General features: G+C 50.7%; 14 protein-coding genes and 1 pseudogene. 8 read left to right on the forward strand and 7 right to left on the reverse strand.

The genetic code is table 11. The annotated features are described in order from the left end of the window. The first annotated feature begins 46 nt into the window (after positions 1-46). The 3 genes from BGL48_RS11125 (at position 47) to BGL48_RS16250 (ending at position 4,951) form a co-directional block, all read left to right on the forward strand. Complete coding sequence (locus BGL48_RS11125; protein ID WP_069362702.1) at positions 47-1,528, forward strand: bifunctional NUDIX hydrolase/phosphatase PAP2 family protein; 1,482 nt, start codon at positions 47-49, stop codon at positions 1,526-1,528. A gap of 105 nt (positions 1,529-1,633) precedes the next feature. Then, complete coding sequence (gene ydiJ / locus BGL48_RS11130) at positions 1,634-4,732, forward strand: D-2-hydroxyglutarate dehydrogenase YdiJ (RefSeq protein ID WP_069362703.1); 3,099 nt, start codon at positions 1,634-1,636, stop codon at positions 4,730-4,732. Between the two features lie 63 nt (positions 4,733-4,795). Further along, positions 4,796-4,951, forward strand: a complete 156-nt coding sequence (locus BGL48_RS16250; protein WP_155522579.1) for a hypothetical protein — start codon at positions 4,796-4,798, stop codon at positions 4,949-4,951. A 152-nt stretch (positions 4,952-5,103) separates the two neighbouring features. Here BGL48_RS16250 and BGL48_RS11135 read toward each other — a convergent pair. Together BGL48_RS11135 and BGL48_RS11140 are read right to left on the reverse strand one after the other, a co-directional pair. Further along, positions 5,104-7,248 (reverse strand): annotated as a pseudogene (locus tag BGL48_RS11135) (YgiQ family radical SAM protein); the annotation flags it as partial. A gap of 143 nt (positions 7,249-7,391) precedes the next feature. Continuing rightward, positions 7,392-8,288, reverse strand: a complete 897-nt coding sequence (locus BGL48_RS11140; RefSeq protein ID WP_069362704.1) for a LysR family transcriptional regulator — start codon at positions 8,286-8,288, stop codon at positions 7,392-7,394. Between the two features lie 101 nt (positions 8,289-8,389). Between BGL48_RS11140 and BGL48_RS11145 the strand changes: the two genes are divergently transcribed. Beyond that, on the forward strand, positions 8,390-9,607 hold the full coding sequence (locus BGL48_RS11145) for an MFS transporter (RefSeq protein ID WP_069362705.1): 1,218 nt from the start codon (positions 8,390-8,392) through the stop codon (positions 9,605-9,607). Between the two features lie 117 nt (positions 9,608-9,724). On the opposite strand, the gene BGL48_RS11150 is transcribed toward BGL48_RS11145, so the two are convergent. Beyond that, positions 9,725-11,032 (reverse strand): GGDEF domain-containing protein, encoded by a 1,308-nt coding sequence (locus BGL48_RS11150; protein WP_077458938.1) that lies wholly within the window; start codon positions 11,030-11,032, stop codon positions 9,725-9,727. A gap of 146 nt (positions 11,033-11,178) precedes the next feature. Between BGL48_RS11150 and BGL48_RS11155 the strand changes: the two genes are divergently transcribed. The 3 genes from BGL48_RS11155 (at position 11,179) to BGL48_RS11165 (ending at position 13,914) form a co-directional block, all read left to right on the forward strand. After that, positions 11,179-11,850 carry a hypothetical protein gene (locus BGL48_RS11155; protein ID WP_069362707.1) on the forward strand — a complete coding sequence of 224 codons (672 nt, stop codon included), beginning with the start codon at positions 11,179-11,181 and terminating at the stop codon, positions 11,848-11,850. A 61-nt stretch (positions 11,851-11,911) separates the two neighbouring features. Continuing rightward, positions 11,912-12,106: a DUF4250 domain-containing protein gene (locus tag BGL48_RS11160; protein ID WP_069362708.1), complete on the forward strand. Its 195-nt coding sequence runs from the start codon at positions 11,912-11,914 to the stop codon at positions 12,104-12,106. Between the two features lie 191 nt (positions 12,107-12,297). Continuing rightward, a complete protein-coding gene (locus BGL48_RS11165; RefSeq protein WP_077653343.1) occupies positions 12,298-13,914 on the forward strand; it encodes a CHASE domain-containing protein in 1,617 nt (538 codons plus the stop codon). A 63-nt stretch (positions 13,915-13,977) separates the two neighbouring features. Here BGL48_RS11165 and BGL48_RS11170 read toward each other — a convergent pair whose 3' ends face one another. Next, positions 13,978-14,478 (reverse strand): META domain-containing protein, encoded by a 501-nt coding sequence (locus tag BGL48_RS11170; RefSeq protein WP_069362709.1) that lies wholly within the window; start codon positions 14,476-14,478, stop codon positions 13,978-13,980. Positions 14,479-15,046: 568 nt separating this feature from the next. On the opposite strand from BGL48_RS11170, the gene folE reads away from it, so the two are divergent. After that, positions 15,047-15,703: a GTP cyclohydrolase I FolE gene (gene folE / locus BGL48_RS11175; protein WP_069362710.1), complete on the forward strand. Its 657-nt coding sequence runs from the start codon at positions 15,047-15,049 to the stop codon at positions 15,701-15,703. Between the two features lie 82 nt (positions 15,704-15,785). On the opposite strand, the gene BGL48_RS11180 is transcribed toward folE, so the two are convergent. The 3 genes from BGL48_RS11180 to asnS all read right to left on the reverse strand — a co-directional run bounded on the left by BGL48_RS11180 (position 15,786) and on the right by asnS (position 20,290). Then, the gene (locus tag BGL48_RS11180) at positions 15,786-17,339 is read right to left on the reverse strand and encodes a methyl-accepting chemotaxis protein (RefSeq protein ID WP_069362711.1); all 1,554 of its coding nucleotides are present in this window, start codon (positions 17,337-17,339) and stop codon (positions 15,786-15,788) included. Positions 17,340-17,503: 164 nt separating this feature from the next. After that, positions 17,504-18,697, reverse strand: coding sequence for an amino acid aminotransferase (locus BGL48_RS11185; RefSeq protein ID WP_069362712.1), 1,194 nt, complete (start codon positions 18,695-18,697; stop codon positions 17,504-17,506). Between the two features lie 192 nt (positions 18,698-18,889). Continuing rightward, positions 18,890-20,290, reverse strand: a complete 1,401-nt coding sequence (gene asnS / locus BGL48_RS11190) for an asparagine--tRNA ligase (RefSeq protein ID WP_069362713.1) — start codon at positions 20,288-20,290, stop codon at positions 18,890-18,892. Positions 20,291-20,369: the final 79 nt, after the last annotated feature.

A 20,369-nucleotide genomic window follows, 5' to 3' on the forward strand; every position in this document is an offset into this window, starting at 1 on the left:
CTTTTCCTTTTCTTTCATCAGGACACGTGCATTCAGGAGCCGCCGCATGAAACGGATTATCGCTGTACTATTGTCAGTCTTTAGCGGGTTAGTGTCGAGCGATGCCTTGGCTGACAATGAAACGACGTTCTCTAACGAGCAAGGGATCGCTGGGGTCGCTTGCATTATCTCGGATCCTGCTGGACGGCTCTTGCTAGTCAAAGACACAGTAACTGGACGGTATGGTTTGCCTGGTGGCCGGGTTAACTTGGCCGAATCACCGAGCAGAGCGCTCGCCCGTGAAGTGTTCGAAGAAACGGCTATTCGCGTCACGGTCGGTAATGTCTATCATCAAGATGAGCGTGGTGTGTTATTTGCTTGTCAAAGCCAGGCACCATTGCCCGTTGTCTCTACGGCGGAGGGAGTGGGTCTTTTGCCGGCTTGGCGCGCGCCCCATTTTGCCTCTGAAGTCGAGCAAGCACGGCTGGTACCGCGCGCCCATGCGCAGGATTATCGCTATCGTTTTCGCGACCGTCGTGATCTTTTGTGGTCACTAGCGGAGAAAACGCCGAGCAGCGATGTCAGTGCCTTGGCCGACTTTAGTGCCTTGGCACCTGTGTTTTATGTCAGTCAATATGGATTGGTCTCAGGCGTACAAGACACCGTACAACAACTGGGTGATGCGGGGAATGCAACCGTCACCACCGTATTCAAACTGGTCAATACGTTAGGAGAGATCGCCTTTTATATTGCCCTAGTGCCGTTGTTTCTTGTTTTTCGCGGCCATAAATCGGCACTGTCGCTGCTTTTTTTGCTAATCAGCGCAGCGGCTGTGTCTACCACCCTAAAAAGTGGCTTTGCCATGCCACGGCCGTTTTATTTATGGCCTGATTTGCAAATAGGCCAAGCAAGCGGCTTTACGGTACCTAGCGGCCACACTTTACTCGCGGCCGCTGTGATGACCGCTTGGTATCTAAAACGCCGAGTCACACACCCGCCTGCTTTTGGTGCGCTGGCGATGACGCTGGTGGTGATAGTGCTTATGGGACTGAACCGCATGTATCTCGGGGTGCATTTTGCCAGTGATGTGGTGATCGGGGCCCTGGTCGGGAGCAGTCTCGCCTTGGCGACTATCAAGCTGGATGCGGTAACGGTGGGGAATGAACGACCCGTGCTGACCACCGGCAGAATCTGGTTCTTAGCGTGTCTCATCATGGCGTTGCTGGCACTGGCATTAAAGATCCCCAATATGGTTTATCTGTCAGCGTTGGCGGCGGGTGTTTATACCGGTCAGGTTTGGCATAAGCTCTTTCCTAGTCATAAACCGGCCAGCCGGCTCAATGGCAAACTGTTAACGCTGGCGTGGATCTTTTTCGGTATCGCCGCCATTGTTGGCGCAGCTTGGGGAGTGGCACAGCTGACAGGGTTAAGCTGGATTGTGCTTATTGTCGTGTCAATGGCGGCATGGAGTTTGGGCCCTTGGGTACTGATTGCCAGCCCAGAGCTTGCTAAATGGTCGGGTAAGCGGTTGGGTTGGCGCGAGTGGTGACAAGGATTTGCTAGGTGATCGCTTTGGCTGTGCCAAGAGTTAAGGTAAAGTGACAGCACAACAAAAATTGCACCAGGCATGGTGAGATAGCGCACAGGAACAGCAATGATACCGGCAATCCATCCAGAGGCGGGCCTGTCGTCCGCCGTCGTTGATTTAATCACTGCTTTACAAACAGCAGGTTTTCAAGGCGATATTGAATCGACCTATGCGAGCCGCCTTGCGGTGGCCACTGATAACAGTGTTTATCAAGCCTTACCGCAAGCCGTCCTCTTCCCCGCCTCGGTTGATGATCTTCAGCTTATTGGTCAGACCGTCCAAGCCCCAGCATTTAGTGAGATTAAGTTTTCTCCTCGTGGGGGCGGTACCGGCACCAACGGTCAGTCGTTGACCAAGCATGTGGTGGTGGACGTGTCTCGTCATATGAACCAGGTGCTGGAAGTGAACCCTGAGCAAGGCTGGGTGCGCGTTCAAGCAGGCGTTATTAAAGATCAGCTCAATGATGTATTGCGCCCGTATGGATACTTTTTCTCACCTGACTTATCAACCAGTAATCGCGCCACCATTGGCGGGATGATCAACACCGATGCCTCGGGCCAAGGCTCGCTACGTTACGGCAAGACCTCCGATCATGTGCTGGGTTTAAAAGCGGTGCTCGTGGATGGTAGCGTCCTCGATACACAGCCTCTCAATGCGGATCAGCTTCAGCAAGCGATGTCGCGCGATGATCTCAGTGGCCGGGCGCTGCAAACGGTGTCCTCAGTCTGTCGTGAGCATCGTGATCTGATTACCGACACCTTCCCGCCGTTGAATCGCTTTTTAACCGGCTATGACCTTAAACATGTTTATGATGACACACTCACTGCCTTCGACATTGGCCGCGTGCTATGTGGCGCTGAAGGCTCTTTAGCGTTTATTGCCGAAGCTAGGCTCAACATCACGCCGATCCCGACCGTGCGTACCTTGGTAAATATTAAATACGACAGTTTTGATTCGGCACTGCGTAATGCGCCGACGATGGTTGAGGCGAACGCGCTATCGGTTGAAACCATTGATGCCAAGGTGCTTGATCTCGCAAGAAACGACATTGTATGGCATACGGTGAGTGATCTGCTGCAAGACGTGCCCGGAAAAACCATGCACGGCATTAATATGGTGGAGTTTGCGGGGAATGATGCTGGTGAGATCGAACAACAGATTTCGGCATTGTGCCAGCAATTGGATAGCCTGATAGCACAAAAGCAACAAGGTGTGATTGGTTATCAGATTTGTCGGGATCTCGCATCAATCAACAAAATCTATGCGATGCGTAAAAAAGCGGTCGGGCTGCTTGGCGCCACGAAAGGCAAAGCCAAACCTGTCGCCTTTGCCGAAGATACCTGTGTGCCGCCCGAAAACCTGGCTGATTTTATCAGTGAGTTCCGCGCATTGCTCGACAGCCATCATTTGCACTATGGCATGTTCGGTCATGTCGATGCGGGGGTACTACATGTGCGTCCAGCTCTGGATTTGTGTGATCCTGACCAAGAACGGGTGATGAAAACCCTCTCTGACCAAGTGGTCGCCTTGGTCGCCAAGTATGGTGGCTTGATGTGGGGTGAGCATGGCAAAGGGTATCGTTCGGAATACGGCCCCGAGTTTTTTGGTGAGACCTTATTTGCCCAGCTTCGTCATATCAAAGCGGCATTTGATCCGCAAAATCGGATGAATCCAGGAAAAATCTGCACACCGATTAACAGCCAGGATTCACTGGTGAAGGTTGATGACACTAAGCGTGGCTTTTATGACCGTCAAATTCCGGTAGAAGTGCGTGATAGCTTTAAAGGGGCGATGGAGTGCAATGGCAACGGGCTGTGCTTTAACTATGACACCGCCTCACCCATGTGTCCTTCGATGAAGGTCAGTTATGACCGTCGTCATTCGCCAAAAGGCCGAGCTGGAATTGTGCGAGAGTGGTTGCGTTTACTGTCTGAGCAGGGTGTCGACCCGTTGGCGGTTGAACAGGCATTGATGACCCAGTCACCCTCAGTCCGTGAAGTGATGGCCAAATTCGGACGCTATTTTACTCGCCGCAGAGAAGCGGATGATTTTAGCCATGAGGTCATGGAAGCTATGAGCGGTTGCTTGGCGTGTAAAGCTTGTGCCAGTCAGTGCCCGATAAAAGTGGATGTGCCGAGTTTTCGCTCGCGTTTTATGCAGCTCTATTACAGCCGCTATCCGCGCCCGATGAAAGACCACTTAGTGGCGAACATTGAAACCTTGCTACCATTGATGGCCAAAGCCCCAAAATTGGTGAATGCGGCGACTCAGCCTCAATGGGCCCAAGGGCTCACTGCGAAGTTGATTGGCTACGCAGACACACCGGCGTTGTCGGTGCCGACGCTGGCTCAGTCACTGGCGGGCGATCATGCGCTGAAGTTTGATTTATCCTGGTTACAGGCGTTATCTGCGCAAGAGCGTGAAAACTATGTATTGATCGTACAAGACCCATTTACCAGCTTTTATGAAGCGCCTCTGATTCACGATTTGATCAAACTGGCGCGGCAGTTGGGTAAGGTGCCCATGTTGGTGCCGTTCAAACCTAATGGGAAAGCGCAGCATGTAAAAGGATTTCTTCGCCGCTTCGCCCAGACGGCGCGTAACACCGCTGGCTTTTTGAATCAGCTGGCGGCGTTAAATATTCCCATGGTGGGCGTCGACCCAGCGCTGGTGCTTTGTTATCGCGATGAGTATCAAGAAGCGTTAGGTAAGCACCGGGGTAACTTTAATGTGATGCTGAGTCATGAGTGGCTGACCAGTGTTGTGCCTAGTATGCCGGTTGTGACGAGCAGTGATGCCGACCCGTGGTATCTGTTTGGCCACTGCACCGAGAAAACACAGTTACCTCATGCTGAGCAACAATGGGTGGCTTTATTTGCCCATTTTGGGGCAGAGCTTAAACCGATTTCTGTCGGTTGCTGTGGTATGGCGGGCACTTATGGCCATGAAGCAGACAAACGCGAGACGTCAGCCGCGATCTATGATTTAAGTTGGTCGCCACAGTTGGCAAATCTGCCTAGCGAGAGAGTGCTCGCAACCGGTTACTCGTGCCGCAGCCAAGTAAAGCGGTTCAGTGAGACGCAGTTGCAACACCCTTTGCAAATCTTGTTGCGGCTAGCATGTACGCGAATTGATCGTGCGCGTGTCGATAACGTATCACTATAAAGCTTGCATCTGGGTGGCTTTGTCATACAGTAAAATAAAGAGCTGAAAGCTAAGGTAAAACAAATGCTTAAAACGGTTGTTATCATCTTGCTGGTTTTACTCGGGATTACGGCGGCCCAGTACTTGGACGAGGGGACGCAAAAGAAAATTGCGTGGGTGGTCGGCGCCATCGCTGGTGTGCTGGCGTTGGTTGTGATTGGTGTAGAGCTTTTTCGTTAGTGTTGGTGGCGTCATTAGCCGGATAGCGTGACGCCGACGATACTAAAAACACGCAACGTTCGGAATGAAACGCTCGTAGTGAGAGGCCCGTAATGAGGTGTATCACGACGGGCGTTTTTATTTCATCCTTTTAAAGACGGTGCTTATGCGCGTTTTCCACGCTGCTTATTACCTGGCCCTTTGTGATTTGGCCGACGTATATCGGGTTGCTTGGGATGTTTAGTGGCAAAACGTTGGGTGCCATGGCGGCCTGAGCGACGCTGCCGGCCTGTTTTTTCGGGGGCATCTTCTCTCGGGATCAGGCACTTTGGTCCGTTACCAATCAAATGCTGTTTACCCATACGTACTAAAGCTTCTCTGATCAGTGGCCAGTTGGCGGGATCGTGGTAACGCAGTAGTGCCTTGTGTAAGCGTCGCTGACGCTCGCCTTTTGCCACTGTCAGTGCTTCGCGTTTTTTGTAACGCACCCGCTTCAGTGGATTGGTTTCCGAGTGATACATGGCGGTGGCATTACACATAGGTGATGGGTAAAAGTTTTGCACTTGGTCGCACTCAAACTCATTCTCTTTTAGCCAGCAGGCAAGCTGCACCATATCTTCATCTGTACAGCCAGGGTGCGCGGCAATGAAGTAGGGGATCAAATACTGCTTTTTGCCCGCTTCTTTACTGTATTTTTCGAACAGTGCTTTGAAGCGATCATACGCGCCCATGCCGGGCTTCATCATCAAGTCCAGCGTGTTCTTTTCGGTATGCTCAGGGGCGATTTTCAAATAACCACCGACATGGTGAGTCACCAATTCTTTGACATATTCTGGCGACTCAATCGCCAGGTCATACCGCACTCCCGAGGCAATCAAGACTTTTTTGATGCCCTCTACCTGACGTGCTTTGCGATAGAGATCAATGGTATGACGGTGATCGGTATTGAGCTTGTCGCAAATCTTTGGAAATACACACGAGGGGCGACGACAGTTACGCTCCGCTTTAGGATCGGCGCAGCCGAGTCGATACATGTTAGCGGTTGGGCCACCCAAGTCTGAAATGGTGCCAGTAAAACCAGGCACTTTATCGCGGATATCATTGAGCTCTTCAATGATCGACGCCTGTGAGCGGTTTTGAATGATCCGTCCTTCGTGCTCGGTAATCGAACAAAATGAACAGCCGCCAAAACAGCCACGCATAATGTTCACCGAGGTTTTAATCATATCGTAGGCGGGGATCTTAGCGTTGCCGTACTTTGGGTGAGGTACACGTGCATAGGGCAGCCCAAACACATAGTCCATTTCTTCGGTGGTGAGGGGCACCGGTGGTGGATTAATCCAAAGCAGTTGATCGCCATGTTGCTGCACCAAGGCGCGGGCAGAATAGGGGTTAGCTTCTAAGTGCATCACTCGGCTAGCATGCGCGTACAAAATACGATCGTTTTTGAGTTTTTCAAACGAGGGCAGGCGAACAAAGGTGTTTTTAGCATCGTGTCGAGACGGACGGATAGTGATGGGTTTCGCCGCGTCTGGCTCTGCTTTTTTGCTGGTCTCGCACTGGGTTTCTGTTGCGTAGGGGTTAGGCATGGTCATGCTCTTCCCCGGTTTATCAATGCGGGTGGAATCGACTTCTGCCATGCCTTCGGGCGGTGCTTTCATCATCACTGCGGTGCCAGCGATGCGAGTCATAGCGGCTAAGGTGTCACCGCGAGATAAACGATGCGCCACTTCTATTAAGGCGCGCTCGGCGTTGCCAAATAGCAATATGTCTGCTTTAGCGTCACATAACACAGAGCGACGGACTTTGTCTGACCAATAGTCGTAGTGTGCTAAACGGCGCAAGCTGGCTTCTATGCCGCCTAGCACAATCGGCGTCTGCTTATAGGCCTCTCGGCAGCGCTGAGAATAGACTAAAACCGCGCGATCAGGGCGTTTCCCGCCCTCGTTATTAGGCGTGTAGGCATCATCATGGCGCAGCTTTCGGTCTGCGGTGTAACGGTTGATCATCGAGTCCATGTTGCCGGCGGTTACACCAAAGAATAGGTTTGGTTCGCCTAATGCCATAAAATCATCTTTATTGTGCCAGTTAGGCTGCGAGATGATGCCAACACGAAACCCTTGTGCTTCCAATGTGCGGCCAATTACCGCCATGCCAAAGCTAGGATGATCGACATAGGCATCACCGGTCACGATGATGATATCGCAGCTATCCCAACCTAGGATATCCATCTCTTCACGGCTGGTGGGCAAAAAAGGCGCAGGGCCAAAGCAAGCCGCCCAGTAAGGGGTGTAATCGTATATAGCAGTCGGTGTCACGTTATGGTCTCTTGGTCAGCCCATTGCAATGAGGATGTGCGCTCCATCGATACGCGCATCGTGCGCCAGGGCGGGCGATAAATTAGCCAGCGATTTTAGCGACAATCCTGCACCGAGTATAGGGATAAATCTGGGGAGATGACTCAGGATGTCATAGAAGGCTGGGCGGACGGGTTGTGTTGTTGCACATAATCAATAAAGGCACGATCGGCGAGGGATAAGTAACCCTCTTTACGCCAAGCAATGGAAATATCGAGCTTGATCGGCTGTGTGAACGGTATCCCGACAATCCCGCTTTCGTGTTCAGTGACCATATCGAGCAGTGCGCTGATCGCAAATCCATGACGGACGATATTCAAAATCATCGCCAGCAAATTGGTTTCTAATGACAGTTTGGGGGTCATCGCATGGGTATCGCAGACTTGATCGAGATAATCACGGTGGAAGTACCCAGGACGGAACATAATTAGCTCATGGGCGAAAAAGGTGTGATAGTCGAGGATAGAATGCGTGGCGAGCGGATGATCGGTCGCGACAACAGCAACCATCTGCGAGGAGATCAAATGCGTGGTGTCTAACGAATCGGGCACATCTCTATCATTGATCACGGCGAGATCCAACTCACCGTCGAGCAGCATTTGCCGCAGAGAGTGAGTGCCAGCCTCTACCACCGTGAGCTTTAGCGTGGGATAACGACGGCGAAATCCCATCAGCAACTCAGGAAAAAAATACGATCCCAGCATACCCGGCACACCGATACGCACCTCGCCTTTTTGCAATCCTTTCAGCTCATCCATGGCTGTGGCCGCATCTTGCATTTGTTGTACGACGCGATAGGCGTGTTGGAGTAATACTTGCCCTTCTTGCGTCAGTTGAATGTGCTTTTCATTGCGAATAAAGATCGGCATACCCAGTTGATTTTCAAACTTTTTGATCGCAATGCTGAGCGCAGGTTGCGCGATATGCAGACGCTGGGCGGCGAGAGTAAAGCTTTTAGCCTCAGCGATAGCAATCACGTGGCGGAGCTGTTTGATGTCCATAATCATAAATAAAATATATAGAGAAGATATATTTAATATATTTTATTAATCATAGGGCCGTTGTTAGCATGATCACATCTTAGCCTGACGGTGAGGTTTTCATGATAGAGCTTGGCTCACCACGTTATCGATTGACCGCGTTTGCACTCGCATTCGGCTCCTTTTTGATTTTTTGTAATCTTTATCTGTTTCAACCTATGCTACCTGTCTTTGCCGCGACTGATGGGATCAGCGAAACACGGGCGAATTGGCTACTTGCGGCTACCACGTTGGGCCTTTCTTTTTCACTGGTGCCTTGGGCCGTGCTGTCGGAGCGAGTCGGTCGGCGCCCCGTGATGCTGGTAAGCCTTTGGATGCTTCCTGTGATTGGCCTTATTATCGCCACTAGCTCTTCTTTTTGGATCATCGTCGGTTTACGCGCGTTGGTTGGTATTGCCCTGGGTGGGTTTGCCGCGGTCGCCGTGGCGTATATGGCGGAAGAGTTCTCACCGGAGGCGCTCGCGATTGCCGTGGGCAGCTATATCAGTGCGAACTCTCTAGGCGGGATCTCGGGTCGTGTGTTCGGTGGGATGATGACAGATTGGTGGGGATGGCATGGCGCGGTGATGGCGATGACCGTTTTCTCCTTGGTAGGCGTGGCCATCGTGAGTAAACTTTTACCGCGTCAGCGTTATTTTTCGCCTGGTAATACCTCTTTACTTGTCCATTCTCGCGGGGTGCTCACGCATCTTCGCACACCCAAGTTGTGGCTGGCGATGCTGATAGGTGGGGTGAACTTTGCGTTATTCGTGAATTTGTTTTCGGTGATAGCGTTTCGTTTGGTGGCTGCGCCTTACCAGTTACCCGTCAGTCTCGTATCTTCAGTGTTTGTTTGTTACCTCGCCGGTACAGTGACATCGCGTTTGAGTGGGCGTTGGGTGCTGCACTTCGGCGCCATCAAAGGCATGGCTTTTGGTACTTGTGTCGCGATGCTGGGGGTGTTAGTGACCTTGAGCAGTCAGGTGCTTTGGATGGTGGTGGGGCTATTGATTGTGAGTGGTGGCGCGTTCTTTACTCACTCACTCGCTTATGGGTGGGTCAGTCGCCAAGCCGCACAGGGTAAAGCAACGGCAACGGCTTTGTATTTAGTGCATTATTATGTTGGTGGAAGCCTTGGTGGGTTTTATCTCATCGCGGCTTGGCAACACTATGCATGGCCAGGTGTGGTGATTGCGGCTTTAGTGCTTATCACGGTTTTATTGGGACTGGTATTTGGCCTTTCCCGTGTTATGCGCCGTCGTCGAGAAAGCCAGCGCCACGCGCACGTTGTGGCACCCTGAGCTTTAACTCGATGCAGCGAACAGGGCGTCGTCCGACGCCCTTCTCAGAGAGCGGATTGCGATAACTGCGTTGCCTCTTGGCAGCCAATATTGGCTCCTTTGCGACCGATCGCTTCGCTACAGCGATGTTTCGGTCGGCATGTCGATATTGTCACGGCTGACAGAGTTTCTGGCGTCAAACCCCGTCTGTTTGCCTGGCTGATAGGTACGTATACAGTCTCTCCCTTCGGCTTTTGCTTGGTAGAGAGCACTGTCGGCGCGCTCTATCAAGGATGAAAGCGTGTCGCCGGGTTGCAGCGTGGAGAGGCCTATAGACGCGGTGACTTTCAACGGGGTATGGCTTTCATCAATATAGACATCCATTTCTCGAATTTCCCCCAGCAAACGTTCGGCGATTTGCGCGGTGACCTCACCATTACATTTAGGTAGGAAGACAATAAATTCCTCGCCACCAAATCGACCGAAAATATCGGCCTTTCTCAAACGCTCCTGTACGGTGCGGGTAAATGATTGCAATACCACATCGCCCGCGTAGTGCCCCCACTTGTCATTAATCCGCTTGAACTTATCTAAATCGAGCAGTAAGACGGAGAATGGCGAGTGCCTTTCTTCACTCACGGCCAGCGCGCGCATAGCCAGCTGTAATAGCATCCGGCGATTATAAATGCCTGTTAACGGGTCGAGCGTCGCTTGCCGGTATAGGCGCAAAATCATGTGGAGTTGAGAAAGCTGTGACCATACCACCATGAAGGCAATGACGGTTTGTAGCCAATACGAAGCGATATTGTCTGGGCTGGTCATGGTGGCACTGAACGAATCAACCCATAAGTGGCAAATCAGGGTTATCGACATCAAGAGTAGGCTTTCCCGCATTGTGAGCGGGAAGATGGTCAGCATGACAATCTGAATAATGGGCAGCAAGGTGTAGCTGTAAGAGAATGCCGCGTTGTCAGTGGGAAAGCCTAAAGTGTGGCTGGCAGAAAAATAAAAGGCGTTGGTAGCGAGTACCATGGCGATCAAGCCAAGTTTTGCTGATTTGAGATTATTAGCGCGATTAACCGCGTAACCAATGGTAATCAGCATACCCGCTAACAAAAGGCGTTGCAGCGAGAGCTGCGCCGCGGCCATTTTGTCAGCGAGAAATAAAAAATCAGCGGGTGACCACGCAATGGTCAGGGCGGCCCATACGTAACACAACACGCACAATCGGCTGCGCAGATAGGTGCTGCGTGTATTATTAAAGCTGTTTGCGTGCTTTTTAGCACTCCACAGTTCAAGGAATGATATTTGCAGCTTGTAGACAATATGGCCTAAGGTTTCACTCATCATTGCACCCATTGTGGTTCCCGCCTGTGCAAAGGTTCCAGTTGCGTCCGCCGCTTTGGTACTATCATGCTGCGCGGTCATGTTATTTTTTTCTGTCATAAAGGTTGGTATAAGCGTGTAAACATGCCAGTTTGTTGTTTATTTTGACTGTGTTTCTTGCATTCAATGTGATCTAGCCAACTTTTTAATGCAATAAAACGAATAATTGACCATTTTTTATTGAGATACGTAAGGTGCTCTTCATTATGTATACGTTACTCGCTCCTGCGGTTGCCTCGGCAGTTCTAGGGGCACAGCTGGTGCTCTCGCTGGCGTTATTAAAAGGGGAAATATGCCCAGGCCAACGGGGTCGGTTCCATCACGCTTTCTGGGTGCCTGTTTTTGCGTGGTTGATATTAGTTCCATTTACGCTGTTCGCCAGTTTACCCTTTTTGTTGTTAGGGATTTTTGCGTTTCGATCAAAAACAGGTAAAACGCGTCACTCCGGTCCCATTCCTTTGCTTCATGTCGCAAATTTATTGGGTTTTGTTGCATGGATTGTCATACTCGCCGCGCACGGTGGCGGAATGTTAATGATGGGAGCCTTGCAACTGGTGATTCTCGGGTCGAGCCTTGGCCACAGTTTGTTAGTGCGTGCGCGCTCGCGACTACAAGCTTTTGATCGTTTGCTCCCTCTAACCAGTGTAGTGGCCTTTATGGGGGTGATGGTATTGGCCGCGCTGTTGTCTGCACTCAGCCCATCGGCAACAACTGACATCAACGCCATTATGGCGGGTGCCGGCCTAGGTTTGCTTGGGGTGGCGGCACAGATTTGGCACCTACTGAAGCAAACATCGCCTGTGTTTTGGCGCGTGAGCGTGGGCTTTGGATTTATGCTATTGGCGAATATCAGTCTGACGCGACTCGTCATGGCTTAATTAGGCACTTTTTCGCCTCGGATCTATACTCAAGGTGCGGTCTTCAGTGCAAGGAGAGGGTATGGATATCCACAACATCAGCCGATTAGATGGTGCTATTTTCTATGGCATTGTCAATGAAAGACTGCGTCTTGAGTGTGATAGCTTAGAAGCACTGATGGCGCATTTAGATCTCGACCACGATCAATTGCAAAATAAGTTTGATGATATTGGTTGTGAGTACGACCCGCTTACCAATCAATTAAGGCTTAAATAGCGTCTAACCTGCGGCTCACTGCATAGACGGTGAGTCGCACTCTAACTCTTCTTTCATCCCTTCGTAGACAGACCCCGTTGTTTTGTTAAAAATTTGATCGTTTATTGTTCTGCCCACTACGCTTATTAAGGGAGAGAGTCAGTGAACTCTCTGTTTTATCACGTGGAATACACGCTATAAGGACGACCCTGATGCCGCGACGAGCATGGAGCGTAATTGTATTAACCGCACTGATTGGCGTGGGGTTTGCAGCCTTAACCGCTCACTTGCTGTATCAAAAAGAGCAAGAGGCGATTCGCAAAGAGCTGCATAAAGACGTGAACAACGCCGCAATGGCGTTAGCGCGAGAGGTGAATCTTGGCCTTGAATTGCTCTATGCCGTCAAGAATCATTTTGACGCGGGGCATCGATTAGATGCGCGTAATTTTCAACCGCTCACGTCCGGTGTACTGACACGCCACCCCAGCTTTAAATCGATAGAGTGGGTGGACATTGTGATGCACCACCAGCGCCGCCATTACGTTCAAGGAATGGAAGAAAGAGGTGCCACGTCTTCACAGTTTAATATTGTCGAGTTGGATGAAAACAACCAACTGATACCCGCGCAACGGCGTGATATGTACTTCCCGCTCAGGTTCACCTCCGGTGAGAATAATGAGGCCGCGGTGATCGGTTTCGATCTTGGCTCCACGCCGGTGACTCGTCAGGCCCTCAAGACCAGTTTTAATACCGGCGTCCCTGTCGCCACGCCAGCGACCACTATTGAGCGCGCCTACGGCAATGTGCGCGGCTTTTTATTGATCATGCCGATTTTATTGGATCCAGAACAGTTAGGTGGGGAAGACACGCGAGATTTGCGCGGCTTTCTGGTGGCGGTGATTGATGTCAATACCTTGGTCAACTTGGCGATAGATACGGTCATTAATGACGGGATTAATTATACCTTGATTGATTCCACCGATCCGAATCATCGCCAAGTGCTTCATACGCAGCGAGTAGAATTAGCACAGATGAAAGATTCACTCGCGCAACAGCCCGCGAATCCTATCTTCTTTGCGGGACGCGAATGGGAGCTGATTGGCTACCCGACCGTTAGGTATATGCAGGCAAGACAAAGTTGGGTGCCGCTTTGGACGTTTCTCATCGGCAGTGGCATATTTTTGCTCATTTGCTACCTGCTTTATCGCCTGCAGTCTCGCGCCTACAGTGTTCAGGTACAAGTTGATCAAAAAACGCACGCATTGAAAGAAGCCAATAGTCGACTCGAATCAATGACTAAGTGTGATGGCCTCACCGGACTATACAACCGTACCCAGTTTGAGCAAGAGCTAGAGCGTGAAATACAACGTGCGCTTCGCGATGATACGTCGCTGAGCCTGATGGTGGTAGAGGTTCAGCATCTTTCTAATTACAACAAACAATATGGCCGAATGGCCGGAGATCAATTGATTCGACAAATTGCACAAGTACTGGATGAGATGCTAAAGCGGCCTGGTGATCTGGTGTGCCGGTTTACCGGTAGCCAGTTTGTGGCCATTTTACCGCGGACGGAGGGCGCAGAGCGGTTGGCGGAAGAATGTGTCGCGGCCGTTAACCGATTACAGGTGGCGTTTGAAGGAGAGCCGGAAGATCGTGTCAGGGTGTTTGTTGGCGGGGTAACGGTTAGCGATCAAAAAGAGATGACGGCTTCGCGATTACATGCGTATGGGGAAATTGGCTTGACCCGTGCAAAAGCGGATAATGATACTGGGTGGCACTGGATGGAAATCAGCGCGCCCGTTCAGGATAAAAAAAGTATTGATCCATAAAAATCAGAGCGGTACACATGCACCGCTCTTACGTCTGTTAAGTTTTTATACAATGATTCGGCGTTAGTACTCTTCACCCTTGTTGAAACGGTCGCTAACGGCCGGGCTTTTGAGCAAGGGATCGTCGTCTGGTTTTTGTGTGTTAACCGCGGTGAACACTAAGGTATGGGCCTCGTTGCTAAGCATGAGACTGTTACCTCGCATGGTTGCCTCACTCCATTGGCTTAGCACCTGACTCATGGTTTGTTCGAGCTCCATCGCACTCGATGAGCAAGCCATTTTGGTACTTGCCATTGGCGCCACTTTAAAGCGATGACTCTTCAGTTCAGCGTTACCAAAATAGCGATTGCAGCCACTAAAGCCGCTTACGCCCATATCCTTATTAATGGTAAGCGTTGGGGTTCCTTCCGCACTGATAGCTTGTTGATCGACCATGGTCAGTTGCCATTGCTGTGCAACACCAGAGCTTGTCACGCTGCCATTATCGCCTCCGGCATACTGACCGTTACTACAAGCGGTCACCCCGGCAGCGAGCATGACTGCCATCAACACGTGTTTTTTCATAATGACTCCTTAGTCACTAACAGTGGGTTTCAATTCAAGCGTAGCCAAGTTAGTAACAAGTATGCCAATAAAAGTGTGAGTTTATGTCAAGCCAGTGTCTTTTTTGCTAGGCGATAAAAAAAGCCCCCGGTAGAGGGGGCAAGATATACCATCGCGTGTCTTATTATTATTGAAATCTCGTTTTATCGCTGGCGCATAACAGCCACATTTTTGTCTGTCTGATTATGGTTCGCCTGCGAACCCAAGACTGAGGCAAGCTATAGGGGTAGATTATCAAGAAAAAATGACAATTGAGTTTCACTGAGAGAATGGGATAAGAAAAAAGGCGACACCATCGAGAGGTGATCCGCGACAGGTAATGATATGACTTTTTAGCGAATGTGTTCACTTTCCTTGACAATTTCGCCCGCGCACTTGTCCACTTAGACGCCAGACAGTAAAACCACAGCATCCACGAGGTGTATTTTTTAGATATTAACGTTATGCTTCTATTTAGTGACAGCACTGATCCGACACTGGCCACAGTGTGTAAGTAAAAGAACGGCTAGGCAGACCCAAAAAGGAATCCATCATGGCATTGAGCGATGCTGCAAAAAAAGTTCAGGAAGCGTTGATTGCTCGCGGTATTGAAACCCCAATGACGGCTAAATCCGCGATGTCTTCTGAAGAACGAAAAGAAAAAATTGAGTTTCACATGCGTGAAATCCTGCAGTCGATCGATTTAGACCTCACCGATGATAGCTTGGCCGAGACACCGGCTCGCATTGCCAAGATGTATGTTGATGAGATTTTCTCAGGCTTGGATTATTCGCAATTTCCCAAAGTCACCATGATTGATAACAAGATGGGTTGCGATGAGATGGTGCGCGTCAAAGACATCTCGGTCACCAGCACCTGTGAGCACCATTTGGTCACCATTGATGGCCGAGCGACGGTGGCGTACCTCCCCAATAATAAGGTACTTGGCCTGTCGAAGATCAATCGGATCGTACGTTTCTTCTCCCAACGGCCACAAGTGCAAGAGCGACTGACCCGCCAGGTACTGGTGGCATTGCAAACATTACTAGAAACCGAGGACGTCGCGGTACGTATCGAAGCGACACATTATTGCGTCAAATCTCGCGGTGTGATGGATGCCAACAGTGAGACAACCACCACCGCACTGGGTGGGTTGTTCAAAAAGAACGCCGCAACACGGGCGGAGTTTTTGCACGGCATTCAATAACGGCCAGCATAGAGATGAAAAGCCCCGATCTGGAAACAGATTGGGGCTTTTTTAGTACAGCTAACGTGGAGACGCTGGCCGTTTACTCGAATTGCCGAGCAATATCGTGGAACTGGCGCACTTTATCTCGCAGCTGGCTACTTGCCTCGGAAACGTCGTTAACCTCGTTGAGGTTTTGCTGAGAAACCGATTCGATATCATGGATCTCTTGGCTAATGGCTGTGAAGCTCTCTAATTGCGCTTGGGCAGAGTGATGCGTTTCATTCGTACGGCCCACCACATCTGCGATGGCATTTCTGACCGAGTGTAGGCTCGCAATACTGTGATCGGTGGTATCAACACACGCTTGCGTTTGTTCGTGGCTTTCGTGAATTTGGGTTTGCCAATGCGAAATGGTGTCGTGCATTTCTTGAATCGATGACTGAATTTGCTCTGTGGCCGTTTGCGTCCGACTGGAAAGCGCCCGCACTTCATCGGCAACAACCGCAAAGCCTCGGCCCTGTTCTCCGGCGCGTGCCGCTTCAATCGCCGCATTCAGCGCCAGCAAATTCGTCTGCTCGGCAATGCCACTGATCTCACTCATTGACTCGGTCACACGCTCGGCGGTGGCAGACAGCTGTTGCGTCGCGGTGAGCGAATTTTCCGATTGTTGAGAGAGCGTTTTTAGCTGCTCGCCCGTTTGTTGTAACAAGGCCTCGGTTTCTTTGCTTTGCTGCTGGACTGATTGCAGTCGCTCAACACTTTGCTGGGCGTTATCAGATACCTTGTTCGCCGATTCAGAGGCGTGATCAATGTTACCGGCAATCGAGGAAATCTGATGGCTTTGTTTATTGATGGCATCGGACACGCGTGTTGATAATGCGCTCAACTCATCTGAAAATTTATTCAGTGACAGTGAAGCATCGAGCATGCGCCCAAGAATGGTGCGAATGCGGGCGTTGAGCATTTTCACTTTATAATCAACCACAGAGCTAAGCCCGGTCCCCGAGTAGATATAACGGCTGATACTGTCGTAATTGTCCTGTATGCCACGCGCGAGGGTAGGCAAGGTGAACAGCTCATCACGAAAGAGGGTACCGAGCACTAAAGGCATCGCAATGGCACCTGCAATATCCCAGCCCGATATGGCGCTATCGAAAATAAGCGACACAGGGGCGGCGACCAATCCCAACCCCATGAATGTGTACTTCAACGCCGCAGGAATATCGGCAACCGATAACTGCTTCATCGATTTACCATTTTTCTCTGCCCGGCACAGAGCTTGGTAAGCTTGTGCGGCGCGATGTTTGACGGCCGGATCAGGCTTCACCCTGACGGACTGATAGCCAGTGACTTGGCCGTGCTCATAAATGGGAGTGACATAGGCGTCTACCCAATAGTAATCGCCGTTTTTACAACGGTTTTTAACTATGCCGCGCCAAGGTTGGTTGGCTTTTAAGGCGCGCCACATATCTGCAAATGCCGCTTTGGGCATATCGGCGTGACGAATAATATTGTGAGGCGCACCTGTGAGTTCTTCTTCATCGTAGCCAGCGATGCGAATAAACTCAGGATTACAGTAGGTAATCACCCCGCGCTTATCAGTGGTCGAGACGAGGCGCTCATCGTCACCAAATACAACTTCATTATTGCTCATAGTCTTTATCTTTTTTGGTCACAGTCAATTAAAAGCCTTATTGGTATTAGTGTAGTGGCTGGAGATTTTTATTAATAATTGTGTTAATAAATTGTTTCTTTCTGGGCGGAGCCCATAAAAAAAGGGCCTTGCGGCCCTTTGTTTCAGTTTTAAGACAGCGGTGCCTAGTCTAAAACCTTTGCGATGGCAGTGCAAAGTGGCACCATGTTAGTGTGCGTCATGCCTGCCACATTTAAACGGCCTGAGCCGACGATATACACGCCATGATCAGCTTTTAATGCATTGACTTGGTCTTTATTGAGCCCAGAGAACGAGAACATGCCGTTTTGCTGCTCGATAAAGCTAAAGTCACGCGACACGCCTTGCGCTTTCAATGTTTTGACAAACTCGGTACGCATGGTTTTGATGCGATCGCGCATGTCCGTCAGCTCTTGCAACCACTGCGCTTTGAGCGTCGCGTCATTCAAGATGGTGGTGACGACGGCGGCACCATGAGCAGGTGGATTAGAGTAGATAACGCGAGCGATGGTTTTCACCTGACTAAAGGCCTTGGTGGCTTCTTCTTGGTTACGGCCAACGAGCGTGAATGCACCCACTCGTTCGTTATACAAGCCAAAGTTTTTCGAGAACGAACTGGCGATAAGCAGCTCGGGACACACCTTGGTAAAAATGCGTAAGCCGGCGGCATCTTCTTCGACACCAGTGGCGAAACCTTGATAGGCAAAGTCGAACATCGGCAATAGGCCTTTACGCTGACATAGCTCAGCGAGGGCTTGCCACTCTTGCTCGGTAGGATCGATGCCAGTCGGGTTATGGCAGCAACCGTGGAGCAGCACAACATCACCTGCGTTTGCCTGCTCGAGATCAGCGACCATTGCCTCGAAATCTTTATCATTCTTGGCCGCGTCATAATAGCTGTACTCAGCAAGAGGGAGGCCAGCAGCCGTAAAAACGCCTTTGTGGTTGGCCCAGGTTGGATTGCTGATCCACACCGTCACCTCGCCAAGATGACGTTTAATAAACTCACCAGCCAAGCGAAGCGCGCCGGTGCCACCTGGAGAGTGTGCGGTATGTGCGCGTTTGTCGTTGATCACGTCAGCTTGCTCACCAAACAGCAGTTGTTGCACCGCGAGGCCATATTCGGCCGTGCCGGGGATGCTTAAGTAAGACTTGGTGTTTTCTCTGTCGAGAAGTAGTGCTTCGGCTTTTTTGACAGAAGGGAGTACCGGTGTCTCACCGTGCTCGTTTTTGTAGACGCCCACCCCGAGATTGATTTTGTCTTCACGTGGGTCAGCTTTATATTCTTCAGTCAGTCCTAGAATAGGATCAGCGGGAGCGGCAGAGATTTTCTCAAACATTGGTGTCGTCCATGGTTATGATGAATGAAAGTCAAACTGGCTTTTTTATAACACTTGTCGAGAACAATAGAAACCGGAGGACAAGCGGCCAGTTGTGCGTTCGGTATCGGTTTATGCTGTAAAAGCGCGACTTACGTAGTCAAAACACAAGAAAAAGGCTGCAATATGCAGCCTTTTGAATCGCGAGTTTATTTAGAAGTTGGCATTGCGTGGTGAGCGAGGGAACGGGATCACATCGCGAATATTGCTCATCCCTGTCACGTAGGAAACGAGACGCTCAAAGCCCAAGCCAAAGCCTGAATGAGGGACAGTGCCGTAGCGACGAAGATCGCGGTACCACCAGAAATCTTCTTTCTCAAGCCCCATTTCTTCTAGGCGTTGGTCAAGCACATCAAGACGCTCTTCACGCTGAGAACCACCGATAATTTCGCCAATGCCTGGTGCTAGCACGTCCATCGCGGCAACGGTTTTGCCGTCATCGTTCATGCGCATGTAGAAGGCTTTAATATCTTTCGGGTAGTTTTTAACGACCACCGGGGCATTAAAGTGCTCTTCTGCAAGATAGCGCTCGTGCTCAGAGGCTAAATCGATTCCCCATTCTACTGGGAACTCAAAAGTTTGGCCGCTGTTTTGCAAGATGGTGACCGCATCGGTGTAATCCACCTGGGCAAAATCTGCATTAACGAACTTTTCTAGACGTGTGAGTACGTCTTTGTTGATGCGTTGCTCAAAGAATTTCATGTCGTCTTGGCGCTCTTCAAGCACCGCTTTGAACACATACTTAAGCATGGCTTCTGCGAGGGCCGCTGAATCATCCAGATCGGCAAACGCCACTTCCGGCTCGACCATCCAAAACTCCGCCAAGTGACGGCTGGTGTTTGAGTTTTCAGCACGGAAGGTTGGGCCGAAGGTGTAGACTTTGCTCAACGCACAGGCATAGGTTTCGGCGTTTAGCTGGCCGGATACGGTCAAGAAGGCTTCTTTGCCGAAAAAGTCTTGGTCAAAGTCGACGTCGCCTTGTTCGGTTTTGGGCACATTCGCCAAGTCCAAGCTAGAGACGCGGAACATCTCGCCAGCACCTTCACAGTCTGAGGCGGTGATCAATGGCGCAGACATCCAGTAGTAGCCTTGCTCATGGAAAAAGCGATGGATCGCTTGTGACAAGGTGTGGCGAACGCGCGCCACCGCACCAATCACGTTTGAGCGTGGGCGCAAATGGGCCACTTCACGCAAGTATTCGATAGAATGACGTGTTTTCGCCATCGGATAGGTATCAGGGTCGTCTACCCAACCGACGACTTTCACGGCTGTGGCTTGCAGCTCATAGGCTTGGCCTTTTCCTGGCGACTCGACCACGTTACCCGTGACTTCGACCGAGCAACCAGCGGTCAAGCGAAGAACGTCTTGCTGATAATTATCCAGCTCATTAGGGACCACGGCCTGAATAGGGTCAAAACAAGAACCATCGTAAATGGCAAGGAAAGAAATACCGGCTTTGGAATCTCGGCGTGACCGGACCCATCCACGCACAGTCACTTCAGTGTCGACTGCCGCCTTGCCGCGCAGGACGTCTACTACAGGCGCGTATGTCATAATTCGCTTCTATCTCCGTTTAGGGTAATACGGCCATTCAGTGATGACCGCATCATTGATTTTGCAAGTTAGGCTAGCA

Source organism: Salinivibrio sp. SS3 (assembly GCF_001722105.1).
Taxonomy (GTDB): domain Bacteria; phylum Pseudomonadota; class Gammaproteobacteria; order Enterobacterales; family Vibrionaceae; genus Salinivibrio; species Salinivibrio kushneri.